Here is a 16,096-nt window from a genome sequence, read left to right as displayed (position 1 = left end):
ATGCTAGAAGAGTGATCAGATCTACTGACCACTCTTTTTTAGTTATTATGGATGGACGTATGCATTCGACAGTAAATGAGTAGATTAACCATTTTTATGTTCTCATGATCAGTTAGACCCGGAGCCAAAGGAGCAGATACATAAGACTAGGGCTGTGGTAAACTGTTGTCAATATGTTGGAGACGGTCGCTGATGCAATAACATCTGTTTGTCGATCTAATTTTATTTCCGAATGGAAGGGGTATTTTTGATGAAATATTTGAAGAAAAAGATGCTTGGGGGAACGAGCTTGGCGCTGTCCCTGTTTATGCTGTCTGCCTGTGGATCTGAGGTAGCTACGACAGGAGCATCCGTGGATACAAGTGCGCTGCAAGAGAAGATTGCAGGGCTTGAGAAGAAACTGGTGGAGCAGGGAGCCAAGAGCGTTGAGCAGGAGCAAAAGATTGCAGCACTTGAGACCAAGTTGAATGAGCTGAGTACAAATGTGATTGCGGTAGGTGAGGCTGGTGGTCAAACACCTGTAGCATCAGGAAACAACGGATCGGCCGGGAAAGGCGATGGGGTGCTGATTACCTTTGCCCAGTATGAGAAGCTTGAGGTTGGCATGTCGGTGGGAGATGTCATCGAGATCCTCGGCGGCGAAGGTGAAGCGCTGAGTGAAGCGGAGAATATGGTGGTTTACAACTATAAAGGCACAGCTGGCAATGGTGCTAATGCGGTTATTGCTTTTCAAGGCGGGAAGCTGTTGACGAAGGCGCAGTCGGGATTGAATTAAAGAGCGTGGATTAGAGACAATTCATGGAATGGAACAGGGGACAAGTAACTCTGTTTTCGTAATTCAGGCACAGGAGCAGGATTCATTCGCTATGTTGAGTGATTGTTGCTGTTACAGGAGCATTCTTTTCGGTACCGTGGAGGTATCGGGAAGAATGCTTTTTGTGTTCTTTTACGGCGTACGGAGGGGTTTGGGAGATGTTGGGTACGATAAATTAGGGCAGGGGGTTTCTTTTCGGTGGCAGGTGTGATAGAACTGAGAAGTGGCTATCCTGTAATGGGATACGCGGTTGTGAATCGGGAACATAGCTGGTTACAGAAAGGATGCTTAACGGATGTACGTTGTATGCAAAGAACACGTGGACATTGCCATCGACATGTTTGTCGATGAGTATGAGGACGCTCCAGATATCGTTGATCTGAAGGAGACGGAATTTGCCGATTGGGACCCGCCTGCGAAATGCGCCGAGTGCGAACAGCACGCGGAATTCCTCGTCGTTTAGCGTACTGTAGGACTTAGACGGCTGGAGGCGTGCTTAATGTGGCACTTCGGGCTGACTTTCCATCCGGTATGAACATCACAGCAAGAAGCCAAAGAGAGCGTGATGAGCGCTCTTTTTGTGTTTGTGGGGGTATTAGTGTAGTTGGTAGGCTGTGTGGAGCTTGGCAAGGGTAGTAGGGGTTAACGTGGGAGTAGGCGAGAGTAGAAGAAGCTTAAGGTAGGTAGGTGCCGAGTCCCGAGTTGGGATTGAACTAGGTTGTAGTAAATTTGCAAGTTGTAGGTATAAAAATGGAAGCCGCTGGGGCATGGGGAAAGTGAATTTGGGTGACAGCGATGTGGGTAGGGACGTTGGTGTGGACCGACCAAGTTGCTTTAACGAACTGGAGAAGCCTTATTCGGGGCAAATACCGCCTGGTTGAAATCTAACGAATCGTAGACACGTTATATTGCTGAAATGGCCTCGAAAGAGGTGGGAAACACTTTTTTTGACTGAGATAGCGTGTTTCAGATTCGTTAGATTTTAAAGTAGCCGAAATGGGGCTGAATAAGGTGTGTGGGGTTCGTTAGAATTTGGAGAAATGTGTAGTATAGGTATAATACAGTTGGAACGAACGATGCGATGAAGCATCTTACTTATAGAATATCTCGTAAGACAATTTAGGAGGAATGAGTTGTTATGTTTATTCAGATTATTGGCGTAGGCAAATTGAAGGAAAAATATTTGACGCTGGGCATTCAGGAATATGCCAAGCGGCTCGCCCCGTACATCAAGTTTCAGATGATCGAGGTCGCAGACGAAAAGGCGCCCGATACCCTGAGCGAAGCTGAGGTTCGGGCGGTAAAAGAGCGCGAGGGCGAACGTATCCTCGCGCATGTGAAGAGCGAGGCGCATGTTGTTGCGCTCGCATTGGATGGCCAGCTCTGGAGTTCTGAGGAGCTGGCATTGGAGATCGACAAGCTCGGCACGTATGGGACGAGCCATGTCGTGTTTGTCATCGGAGGCAGCCACGGGCTCTCCGATGAGGTATTGCGCCGCGCGAAGCAGCGCTTGAGCTTCGGGCGCATGACCCTGCCGCATCAGCTTATGCGGCTGGTGCTGGTGGAGCAGATTTATCGTGCGGTGAAGATCAATCGGGGGGAACCGTACCACAAGTAGGGCGAAAAGTTGAGTTGAAGGTTGAAGCTTTAATGCTAAATATATCAGGAATAGTTCTTCATCATTTGATATAAATAATTTCGAAAGTCTTCAACATAGGACTTGGGCTCTACAATTTTTAGATGAGTGCCGAAGCTTGCTAACAATTGAAATCCCATATGATTTTGTGGGACATAAATAGTTGCTAATAAAGATCCACCATTATGGTCTTCAATACTTCTTCGACCATACCTTTCGATGATTTGATCTTTTATGCTAGGCGATATCCATGCCTTAATCGTGACGAATTGCGGTAGATAACTTGCAACGCGACCTTGCTCTGACCAATCGTCTCTAGGATGAAACGTACGTTCATCCATCGTAATATGATCGATCCGCGATAACTTGAATGTTCGATATCCCTGTCGATGTAAACAGAATCCTTTCAAGTACCAACTCGATTCGTTGAAATGCAGCTCATAGGGCTCGACCATTCTATTCGTTACAGCCCCGTCTTTATCTGTATAATCAAACGAAACCAGCCTTTTTTTAGAAATGGATTCTTGACATATCTTTAAGGTTTCAAGAATTTCGGACCGACCTTCCCAAACATAAAACGACAGTTGAATGGAACGATTCAGAGACAATGGACTAACCATTGCCTCTATTTTTTTTATCGTTCTTTCCACTTCTTCAGTAAGGAGGAGTTGTTCCAATCCGCCGAGCGCAGCCAATATATTCTGTAAATCGGTGCTGCTTAGAAGGCGTTTATCGACCTTGTATTCGTCCATTATGCCGTAGCCGCCTTTGACGCCATTGACAGAGTAGATTGGGATGTTCGATAAGCTCAATGTTTCCATATCGCGAAGGATCGTTCTTTTGGAGACATTGAATAGTTGTGAGAATTCCGTTGTAGAAACAATCTCTTTCCTCAGCAATATCATGATAATCGAAATGAGTCTCTCCACTTTGTTCATAATTGCCCTCTTTTTTTACATGATTTTATAAAGGTGACACTAAGGTGTCACCTTTTATCCATTATACTACATGTATCACAAGAAGGAGGTTTTAATTCAATGTTTAATCCAACCGATTTTCCCAAGCCCACCCTTATTTCAGTCAACAGTGTGGAACTCGAAGTGTTTGAAGCAGGCCGAGAAAACGCTGGAAAACCTATTGTACTCTGCCACGGCTGGCCAGAGCATGCCTATTCTTGGCGCCATCAGATGGACGCACTTGCCGCAGCAGGCTACCATGTCATCGTTCCCAACCAGAGGGGTTACGGCAACTCATTCCGTCCAACCGAAGTAACAGACTATGACATTGAACACTTGTCGGGTGATCTCATCGCGCTTCTCGATCACTATGGATACGAGGATGCTACCTTTGTCGGTCATGACTGGGGTGCATTCGTCGTTTGGGGACTGACCTTGTTGCATCCAAACCGCGTCAATAAAGTGATAAATCTGAGCTTGCCTTATCAAGAGCGCGGAGAAAAACCCTGGATCGAGTTCATGGAAGAAATACTTGGCGGAGATTTCTATTTCGTCCACTTCAATCGACAGCCAGGCGTCGCGGACGCCGTATTCGAAGACAATACATACAGGTTCCTTCGCAACCTGTACCGGAAGAACGAGCCTCTCAGAGCACCTGAGCCAGGTATGGCGTTGATCAATCTCGCCAGAGCAGAAACACCGCTCGGTGAGCCCATATTGAGCGAAAGCGAGCTGGCCGTTTACGTCTCCGCTTTTGAAACATCAGGGTTCACGGGCAGCTTAAATTGGTACAGGAACCTTGACCGCAACTGGCGCTTATTGGCGAAAGTGAACCCAATCATCCAGCAGCCGACCCTCATGATCTACGGCGACCGGGATGTGGTTGCGAAGTCTGAAAACCTGACAAAGTTCGTGCCCAATGTGGAAGTGGTCAATCTGGATTGCGGTCATTGGATCCAGGAAGAAAAGCCGGAAGAAACAAACCAAGCGATTTTAAAATGGCTGGAACAATGGGAGATGTAGTGTTTTTCAACAACCAAGAAGAGTTTAATGATTGGTTAGAAGAACATCATGCTGAAGCTAGTGAAATTTGGGTGGGCTATTTTGGGATAAGTACAGGGCGTGCAAGCCTTACTTGGTCTGCATCAGTAGATGCCGCTCTTTGTTTTGGGTGGATTGACGGTATACGAAAAACCATTGATAAACAAAGCTATAAGATTCGCTTTACTCCGCGCAAAGTAAATAGTGTATGGAGTGCTGTGAACGTAAAGAAGGTAAAAGCACTAATACAGCTTGGAAAGATGAGACCAGAAGGAATCCACGTCTTTAACAACAGAACCGATGCACAAGGCTATTCCTCTGAACAAAGAAACGTGGAACTTGCCAAAGAATATGAAGAACAAATCAAGGCAAATCAAACAGCCTGGCTATTCTTCACTAATTTATCACCATCCTATAAAAGAGATTCTATCTGGTGGGTAATGAGCGCCAAGAAAGAAGAAACACGCTTAAGAAGGCTTGGAATATTGATCGCTTCATCTGAAGAAGGGATGAAACAGCTCAAATCGCAACCCCCTTCATTTTGATGATACAGCCGACCCTCATGATCTATGGTGACCGGGATACAGTCATAAGGGTCTAAAAACCTGACAAAGTTCGTGCCTAATGCGGAAGTGGTCAATCTGGATTGCGGTCATTGGATCCAGCAAGAAAAGCCGGAAGAAACAAACTAAGCGATTTTGAGATGGCTGGAAGAGCAGAATGATGCTGAATAGAGTCATTAGATTCATTTGTAAGTCACATCGAGCTTTCCGATGTGACTTTTTGTGTAAAATTTGATTCTAATTAAATTCTGCATTTTCTCATTTGGCTCCTCTTGTTACCATAGAAGTAAAGGGGGAGAAATTATATGGATAAAAAGATTAAACTACTATTCACAAAAGATATATTGAAAGAGTCCGCACAATGTTTTGGAATACTTCAGAACTCCATTATCGAATTAAATGGGTTTCAAAATTTCGTTTATTCCGGCGTTGTTGGAAATAGAGAAGTCATTTTAAGAATTACGCATGTCACCCATCGAAATGAATTATTAACAAGAGCGGAACTAGATTTCATCATGTTTCTGGCTGATCGCGGAATGAAAGTAGCAAGGCCTATTCAATCTTTATCAGGGGATCTTATTCATATCATTGACGGGTCCTTTATCGTGACAGCTTTTGAGAAAGCACCAGGCAGAAATGCAGTAATCGCCGAGGAGAGCAATACGTTTTATGAAAACATTGGACAAATGGTCGGGAAAATACATAAGATATCGCTTAATTACTCGTCCCAAAATTCACGCCATGAATGGAGTGGTAATACTCTATTAGAATCTTTTAAGAAGTATTGTCCGTTAGAATTACACAGTAACTATGATCGTTTAATTAATGAAATTAGTGCCCTGTCCAAGGAAAAAAATACATATGGTCTTATTCATGGGGATATCAGCCCTGGCAATTATCTTAATGATGGGGATAAAGCCTTTATTATTGACTATGATGAGGTGGAATATAGCTGGTTTGTTTCTGATATTGCTACACCATTATTTTATGAAATCCCAATCCCTTGGGTTGTGTCTGGAGATGTGAGAAAGGAGATTGCAAAACGGTACTATTTCAACTTCTTAAATGGCTATTGCAAGGAATACACTGTAAGCCAAAGCCAGTTAAACAAAGTTCCACTATTTATAAATTTAAGGCAAGCTAGAGTTTTAGCTGCGCTCTATAGAAGCAGAGACTTTAACGCTCCTGATTGGACTGAATGGTATGAGCAAGCCCGACGCTTCTACTATGAAAATTTATTAAATAACACTCCTTATATTGATATGGACTTTTTGAGTTAACGGGTGAACTCTGCCACAATTAGGGCGAAAGGCTTTTGATGAAAATATGGCTTCATGCCGATTAGCGGAATAGAGGCTTTACACACAAAAAAGATCCAATCACCTAAAATGACTGGACCCCCAATAATAAACTTAAATTTGGAAATCAAGATTACCCTTTTCAGTTAACTCAAACGGACCGGGTGTGACATCTGCATCGGGTCTCTTTGTTCCGAAGAAATCGGAGTTGAAATGATATGGACTGCTGTCCGGCTCCTCATACCTCATATTGGCGTGATACGTCTTTCCGAGCAGGTCCGTGGTAATCAACAGGGCAGAGGCTCCCCGAAGCAATTCGGGCTCATGGATCTGAATGTGCACCTTACCTAGCGCAGGATCAATCTCAACGTTTATACCCTTCTGAGTATATATCTCCGCATCGGATTCATGAGTACTTGGAACCGAATGGTTAAGATATAGATTTCCACCCATAGCTACCGGAAGAACGGCATTGCCTATAAAGAAATCCTTTGCGGCATCGCCAAGCTCCATAAGCTCCTCTTTGGTGTATTCCCACCATTTCTTATCTTTCATATCAGGATGTTGATCATAGCCGCCAAGTCCCACAGTATGCAGATAACAAATAGAATTGTCAGGAACTCCGTCCATAGCCGTCTTCCCGTCCTCTCCAACTTCATCCCTTGATTTAAGGGGTAGATGCTCAAAGAAGGTAATAGGCACAGGCTCTTTATTAGGATCATTGTCACCCAAGAAGATATTATTGTAGTACCTGTCATCGCCTCCAGTGATATTGGAGTATCCGGCCATGGCCGTCTCGTGAGGGAAATGATATGGCGTAATACGAGTAATTTCGGAACGAACGACAAATCGACCTGCAAACAAATTATGAGCAAATGCTCCGCCCTGAGCCATATTTCTGAAGTTCATCGGAGAGAGAAATAGGTTGTGATCGACCATATACGGACCATGGCACACCTCAACGAAAAGGTCTTCCGAAAGATTGTCAAAAAATACATTGCGGCTGATGCGAGTCCCCTGTGCCTGCCAGTCCAGCCAAAGCGCTCGGTAACAGCTATACATTATATTTTCACTAATCTGAGTATCCAGGGAAGCATGAAGCTTAATTCCCGCAACTTCGGCTCCGTGTCTGAGTCGTTTATGATGAATATTATAAATACGGTTCTGATATATGCGGCTGAAGGCTGCTCCCATATGGCCCACAATACCTGCCTGTTCACAATCATGAATTACATTACCCCGAACGATGTGACTGCCGACGCGATCTTTATGCCAACCGGAGCGTAATGCTCGTAAAATAACCTCCTGCTCACGTTGAGTACCGCCTTTACTATGCTTCTCCAAAGACTTGCTGTGACCTGTACCGATTTCGGTACCCAGACTAATACCAACACATTTGGATTCACTGATGATATTGTTTTCAATAATCCAGCCCTTGCTCCAGTGAGGCCCAATCAAACCTTCCTGGTAGTCTGTAGGTGGTGCCCATTGAGGAGAAGCTTGGCGAAGTGTGAAACCGCTTACGGTGATGTAGTTAATTCCCGGTTTCTCAGGCCAGAAGCAATAAGGACGTACATTAATTTCTACATTTTCCTTACGAGGGTCTTTTCCACCAAAGTTGGCCCAGATTTTGGTTGTCGTAGAACCAACCTCGGCATACCATTTTAACAATGAATCCTTGGGATACTTAGCTTCGGACCAAACCTCAGGTTTGTTAACGCTTTCAATACTATCGCATTCATACAATGATTTGCCATCCAAATAGACATCGCCGAGATGAATTGGGAAGGGCCCGTCAAACAACCAGTCTCCACTGAGCTCTACCTCATAGGGATTACGAACGGAAAAGAGGGAATTGAGCACTTCTGTGCTCCAGACATGGTTTCCTTCAGACTTCCAGTTGGTAATCCGCTCAGCTCCTGTAATCACTACTTCCCCGTCTCCTGCGGATCGATATACGATTCTATGCTCCGCTGTTCCTCCATTAGCCGGGTTAACCCACTCTCTGTATACTCCCGCATGAACAATAACTGTATCACCAGCCATGGCATGAGCCGCAGCGCGTGATATGGTACGAAGGGGTTGATCCGCTGTTCCTTTTCCTTGATCATTCCCATGGTTGGATACATGATATTCCATAACAACTCTCCTTCTATTTTAAAATGTTTGTTGTATCCCGTTATTATACTAGAAAATAAATGTAATGGGAGAGATAGGAAATCAGATGCTAGGCCAAATTGATTTTAATATAAGGTAAACCACATCTACTACCCTATGAGGTTGTGGTTTTTTTGCTTATTAAAGTCTTTTAGCTATTGTTAAAAGCTATGACCAGTCATGCATTTTTCATATAACATACTATCTTTTCAATCATGCTATACTCAGTGAACCAAAAAGTTAGAAGGAGAAATAGTTATGATACCATTTCGTAATGATCATGTAGGTAGCTTTCTACGCCCTGCAAACTTAAGTCAGGCACGTGAACAATATAAATCAGGCAACATCACATATGAAGAATTAAGAGCTATAGAAGATAAAGAGATTATTCGAATTATTGAAAAGCAAAAGGAAAATGGCGTATTGGCCGTTACGGATGGTGAATTCCGCAGAAGCTGGTGGCATTTTGATTTTCTGGGTGGCTTGGATGGCGTAGAGTTGTATGAGCAAATAGACGGACCAAAATTCCATAATATGCAAACTCGCAAGGGCGGGATTCGTGTTGTTGGTAAAGTTGATTTCTCGAGTCATCCCTTTGTTAAGGATTTTGAGTTTTTGAAAAAGCATGCAGGTGACGCAGTGGCGAAACAGACCATTCCAAGTCCAAACATGCTTCTATATCGATTGGAAAATGGCGCCAATGTCTATACGGACCGAGAACAATTCCTTCAGGATACAATTGCGGCGTATCAAAAAGCCATTCAAGCCTTCTATGATGCAGGATGTCGATACCTGCAATTAGATGATACCGCTTGGGCAGACCTATTCTCAGACGCTGGTCACGATAAGCTACGTGCTAAAGGTCTGGAACCGGCGGAAGAGTTGAAAACGATGCAACGTATGATTAATGAATCCTTGTCTCATAAACCGGCAAATTTAGTTGTGACGATGCACATTTGTCGTGGTAACTATAAATCGAACTATTTCTCAACGGGTGGTTATGATTACGCTTCTGAAGTTATCTTTGGAGGCTTAAACGTAGATGGATTATTTTTAGAATTTGATGATGAGCGCTCAGGTGGTTTCGAACCATTAAAATATGTAAATCGAAAAGATTTGAAAATCGTACTTGGTTTACTTACATCGAAAACAGGCGAGTTAGAGGATAAAGAACAAATTAAAGCCCGGATTGCAGAGGCGGCAACCTATGTACCACTTGAGCAACTTTGTTTGAGCCCACAATGTGGTTTCTCATCTACAGAAGAAGGCAACATTCTAACGGAAGAACAACAATGGCGTAAACTTCGTTATGTGAAGGAAATTGCAGAAGAAGTTTGGAATTAATCTATCTAAATAACGGAGGGATGTAAAATGACGATCCAAGCAGACCAAGAGACAATTATCGTTGAAGCTTTCATTAATGGTCAGAATGTAAAATCCCTTTCGCAGTTAGCAAAAGAAAACCCGGCCAACCCAACCGAGATTGTAGGCTATTTCCCTGTTACTACGAAAGAACAAGCGGTTGAAGCGATTGAAGCGGCGGCAGGGGCTTTTAAAACATGGAAGCAGACCTCCATTGATGAACGCATTATGATGATGCGCAAGGCGATCGAGAAGATTAGAGCAGCTGAGAATGAAATTGTACATTTGCTGTCTAGAGAGCATGGCAAGCCCCTGTATGATGCACACGGCGAAATTTATGTTTCGTTAATGTGGATGGAATTTGCTTGTAATGAAGCTAAATCAGCTCTACAGGAAGAGATCAAAGAGCATGAGAACGGTAAAACGATTCTTTCCTATGATCCAATTGGTGTGGTGGCAGCAATTAGTCCATGGAACTATCCCATTGCTTTATCTACGATTAAGATCGCCCCTGCCTTACTTGCGGGCAACACGATTGTGCTTAAACCAAGCCCATTTGCGCCACTGGCGGCAGCGAAAGTCGCAGAGATTATTGCCAGTGAGTTCCCGGCTGGTGTAATCAATGTCGTTCATGGTGATGCCGATGTGGGCGTTGAACTGACTAGTAATCCTCTTGTTACTAAAATCGCTTTTACAGGTGGAACCGCGACAGCTAAGCATATTATTAAAGCGGCTTCGGAAACGATTAAGGATATGACGCTTGAGCTTGGTGGTAATGATGCGGCTATCTTCTTGGAGAGCTTTGATGTACATGATGAGCGAGCCATGCGACGGATTGTCATTTCTAATTTCTTAACAACAGGACAGATCTGTATGATCGCCAAACGTGTGTATGTACACCGTTCTATTTATAATGAGTTCGTGGAAACATATATAGAAGCGGCGAATCGTTGGATTCGAATTGGTGATCCCTTTGATTCAAATACGACGGTAGGCCCGGTTAATAACCTGAAGCAGAAGAATTACGTGCTTGGTTTGGTGGAAGATGCGCAAAAGCGCGGGGCTAAGGTCATCCCTCTCGGGCAAATTCTGGATCAGAAGCTGTTTGACCAAGGTTACTACCTACAACCTACGCTTGTTTTGGGTTGCGATGTTCATGACCCGATTGTCGTAGAGGAACAGTTTGGCCCTACGGTTCCGATTCTGCCATTTGACGATGAAGAGCAGGTTATTCATCTACACAATGAAAGCATATATGGATTGACGAGTTCTGTGTGGGGGAAAGAAGAGGATGCTATCTCCGTCGCACGTCAACTCGAAGCTGGAACGACCATGATCAATACCGCTGCTGTGCAGGGGCTCGACGTTCGGTTCCCTTTCGGTGGCTTCAAGCAATCGGGAATTGGCCGTGAATACGGCGCAGAAGGGATCCGCACGTATACAGAAAAACATGTCATCAACGTTCCGAAGACACTGGATCTTCCTTATATACCAGAATAAATCTTATAGCACACAACTTCTCATCATACAGGGAATGTGTATGTGAAATTGAATGTATGCTCTAACTTTGCGCTTTGTTTACTGATTTTTAAGAATCAGTAGACAGGGCGTTTTTTTGTCAGATCAGTTTGTCAGTGGTGACTTTTTTCAGAGAAAAAAACCATATCTGATGGAGATGACACAGAAGAAATAAAGAAGCCACTCCATTTTTGGAGTGGCTTTGTATTCAGCTATTACACGGTGAACGGCGGCTATCTTCTACCTAGTGTCTCCCAAATTCCATGGAGCCAGGAGTCGAACTCAGCATCTTTGTCGCCCTCGTAAGTATCATAGAGATCCAGACGTGTCTTTTGCAGTTTTTCCTTGAATTCCTCAAATGTGTGACCTTCAGGAAGGCTTTTTTTGATCCGCAGCAAAATTTTGTTAGTCCCTTTAAACAGCTCACCTTTGTTTTTGGCAGGCATTTGTACATCTTCATCCAACTGGTTCAGCTTGAGATATGCGGCTTCGCGCACTTGAAACACTTGGTCATTTTTCAAAACATGCTGCAGCAACTTAATGGTAGGTTCTGTATTCCAGTTCCCCAATTCGTTCACCGCATTTAGTCTGTCTCTCCAGCTTGACGTCCGATTAGCCGCTCGTTTGAGCTCTTCAAAGTTCTCCGGTAGTTCGTTAACTGCTCCAATATCATGGTTGTTCGTCAAAATTCAATCTCCTTAATCATCGCCATCTCGGCAGAATGATGAATGTTATTTATGTGATCACTATTATAGCACGAACCTGAATAAACTACTCCTATGAAGCCGATTGGTTAGCTTTTTCCTTAATGAAGTCCACCATAAACACCCAACCAATTAGTCCACATAAGACAAAGCCAAACGCATACAGAGATCCGTAAATGGGAATGAAATCGAGTATGGTTAAGGAGTACATACTTTTCAGTAACGGATAGAAGATGGAAATGACAACAACCGTGTAGAAAGCTAGGCAAGAAAGGCCTAAAAAAATGGTTGCCTTAATATCCAAAGCGTTTTTTCTCAAGTAAGTAAGGAGATAAGCGGTGTAAACCACAATATTACAGGCGAACAAAGTGACACCAATGTATTCAATTGGCTTGGAGAAAATCATACCAATAGCAATCAATATGGGTCCGATGATATCGATGGCAACAACCCAAGGATACCAGCTTTTCTTCGTCACGATGCGTCCCAGTGCACCAATAAAAATTGGAACGATCGCAGATGAAAAATGAAAGTGAACCGAGCTTAATGCATGCGTTGCAGGATTAGCCTGGAAGAGGTTTACTTGATATTGATATAAGGTAAACCAAATGCCCCCGATAAAAAAATAAACGAGCCCCGCGCCAATCGCTATTTCGGCTGCTTTTCCTTTAGAGATCACAATAGTAGTCAAGCCATAGATGCCAAGCAACAGTGTGAACAGTAGCCACCCAAGGGACAGAATCCCCGGGATTGTCGTACTTCCTAACCCCCACATCTTATTACTCATTACCGAAGCTAGAGTAAAAAGCGCAGCGGGAAATTGAAGCCACTTCATAGCAGCATACATCATTCGTTGATATGTACTCTTTTCGTCATGGTTCAAAAGCGAAATCACAAGAGGCACAATGACGAAAGCCGCAAACAGTAGAAATTTTTCAACAAGTTCGAATTGAAAGTAATCCAGGTAAAATATCAGAATGGTTATGATTCCACCGGGAAATGCGGGTGATTTGATGAGTTGCTTTAAGGAGCTATTCATGGGGTTTCCTTTCTAGCTACGTTTATCGTAATACTTGCCTGCCCATCAGTACTATGATTTTCCCAAGAAGGCGAAAGCTGGTATATATATGAAACAGCGCTTTAGTAAAGGAGCTGTGGTATCAAATGAATAAGAATATAATTTCTTCCTCGCTTAATATTGTCGGGTTAAACATGCCGATACTGATTTCCTTTACTAGGTCTGTCCGGCGATACTCTTATTGTAATTCAGTGGTACTGAAATGTAATATTAATTTCAAAAATCAGTTGAATCCTGTAAGGGTGCGCTTTGACCATTAGCTTTTCGTTCATAATTTTTCTTCACAGGAATTTCGAAGCTCCAGTCTCCGGAGAGCAGATCCTGCTGACCCGGGCCATCGGATAGGATTAACTGGTTTACGTTGATCCTCAATAGGAACTGGTCTGGAGGTGGCGAGCTCCCAGTAAAGTGAAATCGGATAGTTCCGTTTTTGGCCAAAACTACACCTGAATCCGTGGCGATGCCGGGAACCGCCTTTATCGTTGAAGCATCCAAAGTAAAAGTTGGCTTGACCGATTTTTTTTTCACCCACTGCAACTCCGATATCTGGTTAGAATGCTTCATTGAGTATTGGATACTCAGGCTCTGACCGTCGAAAAGGTAATCATGAATGAGAAGTGTATAGCCTTTGTCTGTCTTGCCTGTTATTAAAGCCATCTCGTTATTTCCGCTTGTTGACGTCAACGTTGAATCTTCATTTTCAGAGAAGACGGAAGGTAACTTCACCACGAGATTAGAGGTAAATGAATTCTTCATACTGAATAGTACCACTGCACAGACGAGCAGCAAGATCATGGGTACAGCAGCTATCCTGGAGAGAGACAGGTGTCGAAGCCAAGGAAATATTCTTTGTTTTGGTAAAAGGTCTTGTTCCGGAAGCACGGTCGGTAACCGATTGATTTCGTTTTGAACTTCTTCCGCAACAGCCACTTGCGTCTGATTAGGTCCGAACCTCGATAACCGTGTTTCAAACCAGGTTGCCTTTTTGTTGCTGTGCGCAGTGATGCCTCCTCCGTGCACCTCGACAATACTTTTTGTTATGGCGAGACCGAGACCTGTACCTCCGGTCTGCTTCGACCTGGAGCTGTCTACGCGGTAGAAACGATCGAAAATAAAGGGTAAATCCCGCTCGGGAATGGGGACTCCATAGTTTTGGATTCGCACAACTAGCATATCTCCATCTTGTGCAATATCAATATCGATATATTTGCCCATCCGCCCGTACTGGATGGCATTGGCGAGTATATTCTCGTAAGCCCGTACCAACAATGCCCCGTCCGCTTGAATTTTGAAGTCTCCCTCTTGGACGTTCAGCCTAATTTCCATGCCTGCACTCTCGGTAATCGGTACGAATTCTTCGGCAAGCTGGCCAATTAACCCGGTCATATTAAGCTCGCTGAGTTCCAGAGGCATGCCGTTGTTGACCCGTGTATATTCGAATAATTCGTCGATCAATCGCTGAAGCGCCAAAGATTTCTCATATGCAATGTTGACGTAATAACGCATCTCCACCTCATCCTGATAACGATCGTTCTCAATGACTTCGAGAAAACCGAGAATCGAGGTCAGTGGAGTTCGCAGGTCATGAGATACACCAGTGATCAGATCATTTTTGGTCTTTTCCGCCTTGCGTTCCTCTGCAATCGAATGCTTCAACTGCATGCTCATACGGTTGATGCTGAGTGCTACCTCTCCCAGTTGATGATCGGCAATTTCCGGGATTTGATGGTCAAACTGCCCGCTCGCAATCTCCCCCAGACCGCGTGTGATTTCCGCAAGATAATGATCCCATTCGCTGCTCAATTGATTCATACTCTCCGTGATGACGCTTAACTCATCCTTACCCTTAACCCTTACAACTTGCCCGAACCGCCCTGCCGATATTTCCTGCAATCCTGTGTTGATTTCGCGTAAATCCCGAACTAAGCGGAGGCTGGTTAGGAAGAAAGTGATGGGAAACAGAACGATACCGGTAATGATCATCACGCGAACGGACCCGGCATATTCAATGAGCCAATTAATCGGGACAGCCACATATTCAATTTTTTGCAGCGCTCCCGCCATGACATACCCCAAAAAAATAGCTGCGCCTGTTAAAACCAGGCTTGCAACCATGATCAGCATTAATCTCCACCGAATCGTATACAGCCACTGTGGTTGGATCCTACTCACCCCTTGCTTTTAAATCGCTTTCGATTTTGTATCCAATCCCCCACACGGTTTTAATGATCCGCGGTTCACGTGGATTGGATTCTATCTTCTCACGGAGCTTACGGATATGAACCATGACGCTATTCTTCGACTCCATAAAAGGCTCGTTCCAGACTTCTTCGTAGATGCGATCCATACTCAGCACCATCCCTCTATTGACAGCCAGCATATGAAGGAGCGCGAACTCGCGGGGAGTCAATTTGATTTCCTGTTGATCGACCGTTACCGTGTGGGATGCATTATTAATCACTACGTTTTCGATATGTATTTCGTTCGCATTGCCCAAAACGGAGTTGAACTGGTTCATTCTTCGAAGCTGCGACTTGATCCGTGCGATCAGCTCGAGCGGGTTGAATGGTTTGGTTACGTAGTCATCTGCGCCGATGCTGAGGCCTGATATTTTATCGATATCTTGGCTTTTAGCGGACAGCATAATGATGGGAATTGGATTCGTCTCTCGTATTTTCATACACGCCTGCAAACCATCCATCTTGGGCATCATTAGATCCAGTACAATTAGATCAACCTGCTTGGTCTGCAGAATCTTCAACGCCTCCATCCCATTTGCTGCTTGCAGAAGCTTGTAACCTTCGTTATTGAAATAAATACTCATTAATTGGATAATTTCCGCTTCATCATCCACCATTAGAATTGTGCTTTCCGCCATAGATCCTCCCTTGATTCCTGTATCTTCCTTAAATTGAAGAGTAGCACGATAATTATAAGCGATATTTCTTATGCATTGAATAACGTCAGGA

Annotated in this window: 14 protein-coding genes; 8 read left to right on the top strand and 6 right to left on the bottom strand. The window is 44.0% G+C overall.

Annotated features, from left to right (window positions below):
• The first annotated feature begins 259 nt into the window (after positions 1-259).
• The 3 genes from F0220_RS33110 (at position 260) to rlmH (ending at position 2,432) form a co-directional block, all read left to right on the top strand.
• Positions 260-775 (top strand): hypothetical protein, encoded by a 516-nt coding sequence (locus tag F0220_RS33110; protein WP_223199819.1) that lies wholly within the window; start codon positions 260-262, stop codon positions 773-775.
• A gap of 334 nt (positions 776-1,109) precedes the next feature.
• Positions 1,110-1,277 carry a CxxH/CxxC protein gene (locus F0220_RS30020; protein WP_017691462.1) on the top strand — a complete coding sequence of 56 codons (168 nt, stop codon included), beginning with the start codon at positions 1,110-1,112 and terminating at the stop codon, positions 1,275-1,277.
• 675 nt (positions 1,278-1,952) lie between these two features.
• Positions 1,953-2,432, top strand: a complete 480-nt coding sequence (gene rlmH, locus F0220_RS30015) for a 23S rRNA (pseudouridine(1915)-N(3))-methyltransferase RlmH (RefSeq protein ID WP_017691463.1) — start codon at positions 1,953-1,955, stop codon at positions 2,430-2,432.
• 44 nt (positions 2,433-2,476) lie between these two features.
• On the opposite strand, the gene F0220_RS30010 is transcribed toward rlmH, so the two are convergent.
• Positions 2,477-3,388 (bottom strand): helix-turn-helix transcriptional regulator, encoded by a 912-nt coding sequence (locus tag F0220_RS30010; RefSeq protein ID WP_105600616.1) that lies wholly within the window; start codon positions 3,386-3,388, stop codon positions 2,477-2,479.
• Between the two features lie 99 nt (positions 3,389-3,487).
• Here F0220_RS30010 and F0220_RS30005 point away from each other — a divergent pair, with 99 nt between their 5' ends.
• From F0220_RS30005 to F0220_RS29990, 3 genes are all read left to right on the top strand, one after another.
• The gene (locus F0220_RS30005; protein WP_105600614.1) at positions 3,488-4,429 is read left to right on the top strand and encodes an alpha/beta fold hydrolase; all 942 of its coding nucleotides are present in this window, start codon (positions 3,488-3,490) and stop codon (positions 4,427-4,429) included.
• Positions 4,405-4,992 (top strand): YdeI/OmpD-associated family protein, encoded by a 588-nt coding sequence (locus tag F0220_RS30000; RefSeq protein ID WP_223199818.1) that lies wholly within the window; start codon positions 4,405-4,407, stop codon positions 4,990-4,992. The genes F0220_RS30005 and F0220_RS30000 overlap by 25 nt, the downstream gene beginning before the upstream one ends.
• A 323-nt stretch (positions 4,993-5,315) precedes the next feature.
• Entirely contained in the window at positions 5,316-6,290 is a 975-nt protein-coding gene (locus tag F0220_RS29990; RefSeq protein WP_105600613.1) for a phosphotransferase enzyme family protein, read from the top strand.
• 132 nt (positions 6,291-6,422) lie between these two features.
• Here F0220_RS29990 and F0220_RS29985 read toward each other — a convergent pair whose 3' ends face one another.
• On the bottom strand, positions 6,423-8,447 hold the full coding sequence (locus tag F0220_RS29985) for a right-handed parallel beta-helix repeat-containing protein (protein WP_091012229.1): 2,025 nt from the start codon (positions 8,445-8,447) through the stop codon (positions 6,423-6,425).
• A 276-nt stretch (positions 8,448-8,723) separates the two neighbouring features.
• Between F0220_RS29985 and F0220_RS29980 the strand changes: the two genes are divergently transcribed.
• On the top strand, positions 8,724-9,809 hold the full coding sequence (locus F0220_RS29980) for a 5-methyltetrahydropteroyltriglutamate--homocysteine S-methyltransferase (protein ID WP_105600612.1): 1,086 nt from the start codon (positions 8,724-8,726) through the stop codon (positions 9,807-9,809).
• Between the two features lie 27 nt (positions 9,810-9,836).
• Positions 9,837-11,327, top strand: a complete 1,491-nt coding sequence (locus tag F0220_RS29975; RefSeq protein ID WP_105600611.1) for an aldehyde dehydrogenase family protein — start codon at positions 9,837-9,839, stop codon at positions 11,325-11,327.
• A gap of 251 nt (positions 11,328-11,578) precedes the next feature.
• Here F0220_RS29975 and F0220_RS29970 read toward each other — a convergent pair whose 3' ends face one another.
• The 4 genes from F0220_RS29970 to F0220_RS29955 all read right to left on the bottom strand — a co-directional run bounded on the left by F0220_RS29970 (position 11,579) and on the right by F0220_RS29955 (position 16,005).
• Entirely contained in the window at positions 11,579-12,031 is a 453-nt protein-coding gene (locus F0220_RS29970) for a HEAT repeat domain-containing protein (protein WP_091012234.1), read from the bottom strand.
• A 91-nt stretch (positions 12,032-12,122) separates the two neighbouring features.
• Positions 12,123-13,088 carry a YndJ family transporter gene (locus tag F0220_RS29965; RefSeq protein ID WP_105600609.1) on the bottom strand — a complete coding sequence of 322 codons (966 nt, stop codon included), beginning with the start codon at positions 13,086-13,088 and terminating at the stop codon, positions 12,123-12,125.
• A 255-nt stretch (positions 13,089-13,343) separates the two neighbouring features.
• Positions 13,344-15,299 carry an ATP-binding protein gene (locus F0220_RS33355; protein WP_308737807.1) on the bottom strand — a complete coding sequence of 652 codons (1,956 nt, stop codon included), beginning with the start codon at positions 15,297-15,299 and terminating at the stop codon, positions 13,344-13,346.
• Positions 15,292-16,005, bottom strand: coding sequence for a response regulator transcription factor (locus F0220_RS29955; protein ID WP_105600608.1), 714 nt, complete (start codon positions 16,003-16,005; stop codon positions 15,292-15,294). Before F0220_RS29955 ends, F0220_RS33355 begins: the two co-directional genes overlap by 8 nt.
• Positions 16,006-16,096 lie beyond the last annotated feature (91 nt).

This window comes from Paenibacillus sp. 37, assembly GCF_008386395.1.
Lineage (GTDB): Bacteria > Bacillota > Bacilli > Paenibacillales > Paenibacillaceae > Paenibacillus > Paenibacillus amylolyticus_B.
Note: the sequence above shows the minus strand (reverse complement) of the source record. Positions and strands in the feature narration are given on the sequence as shown.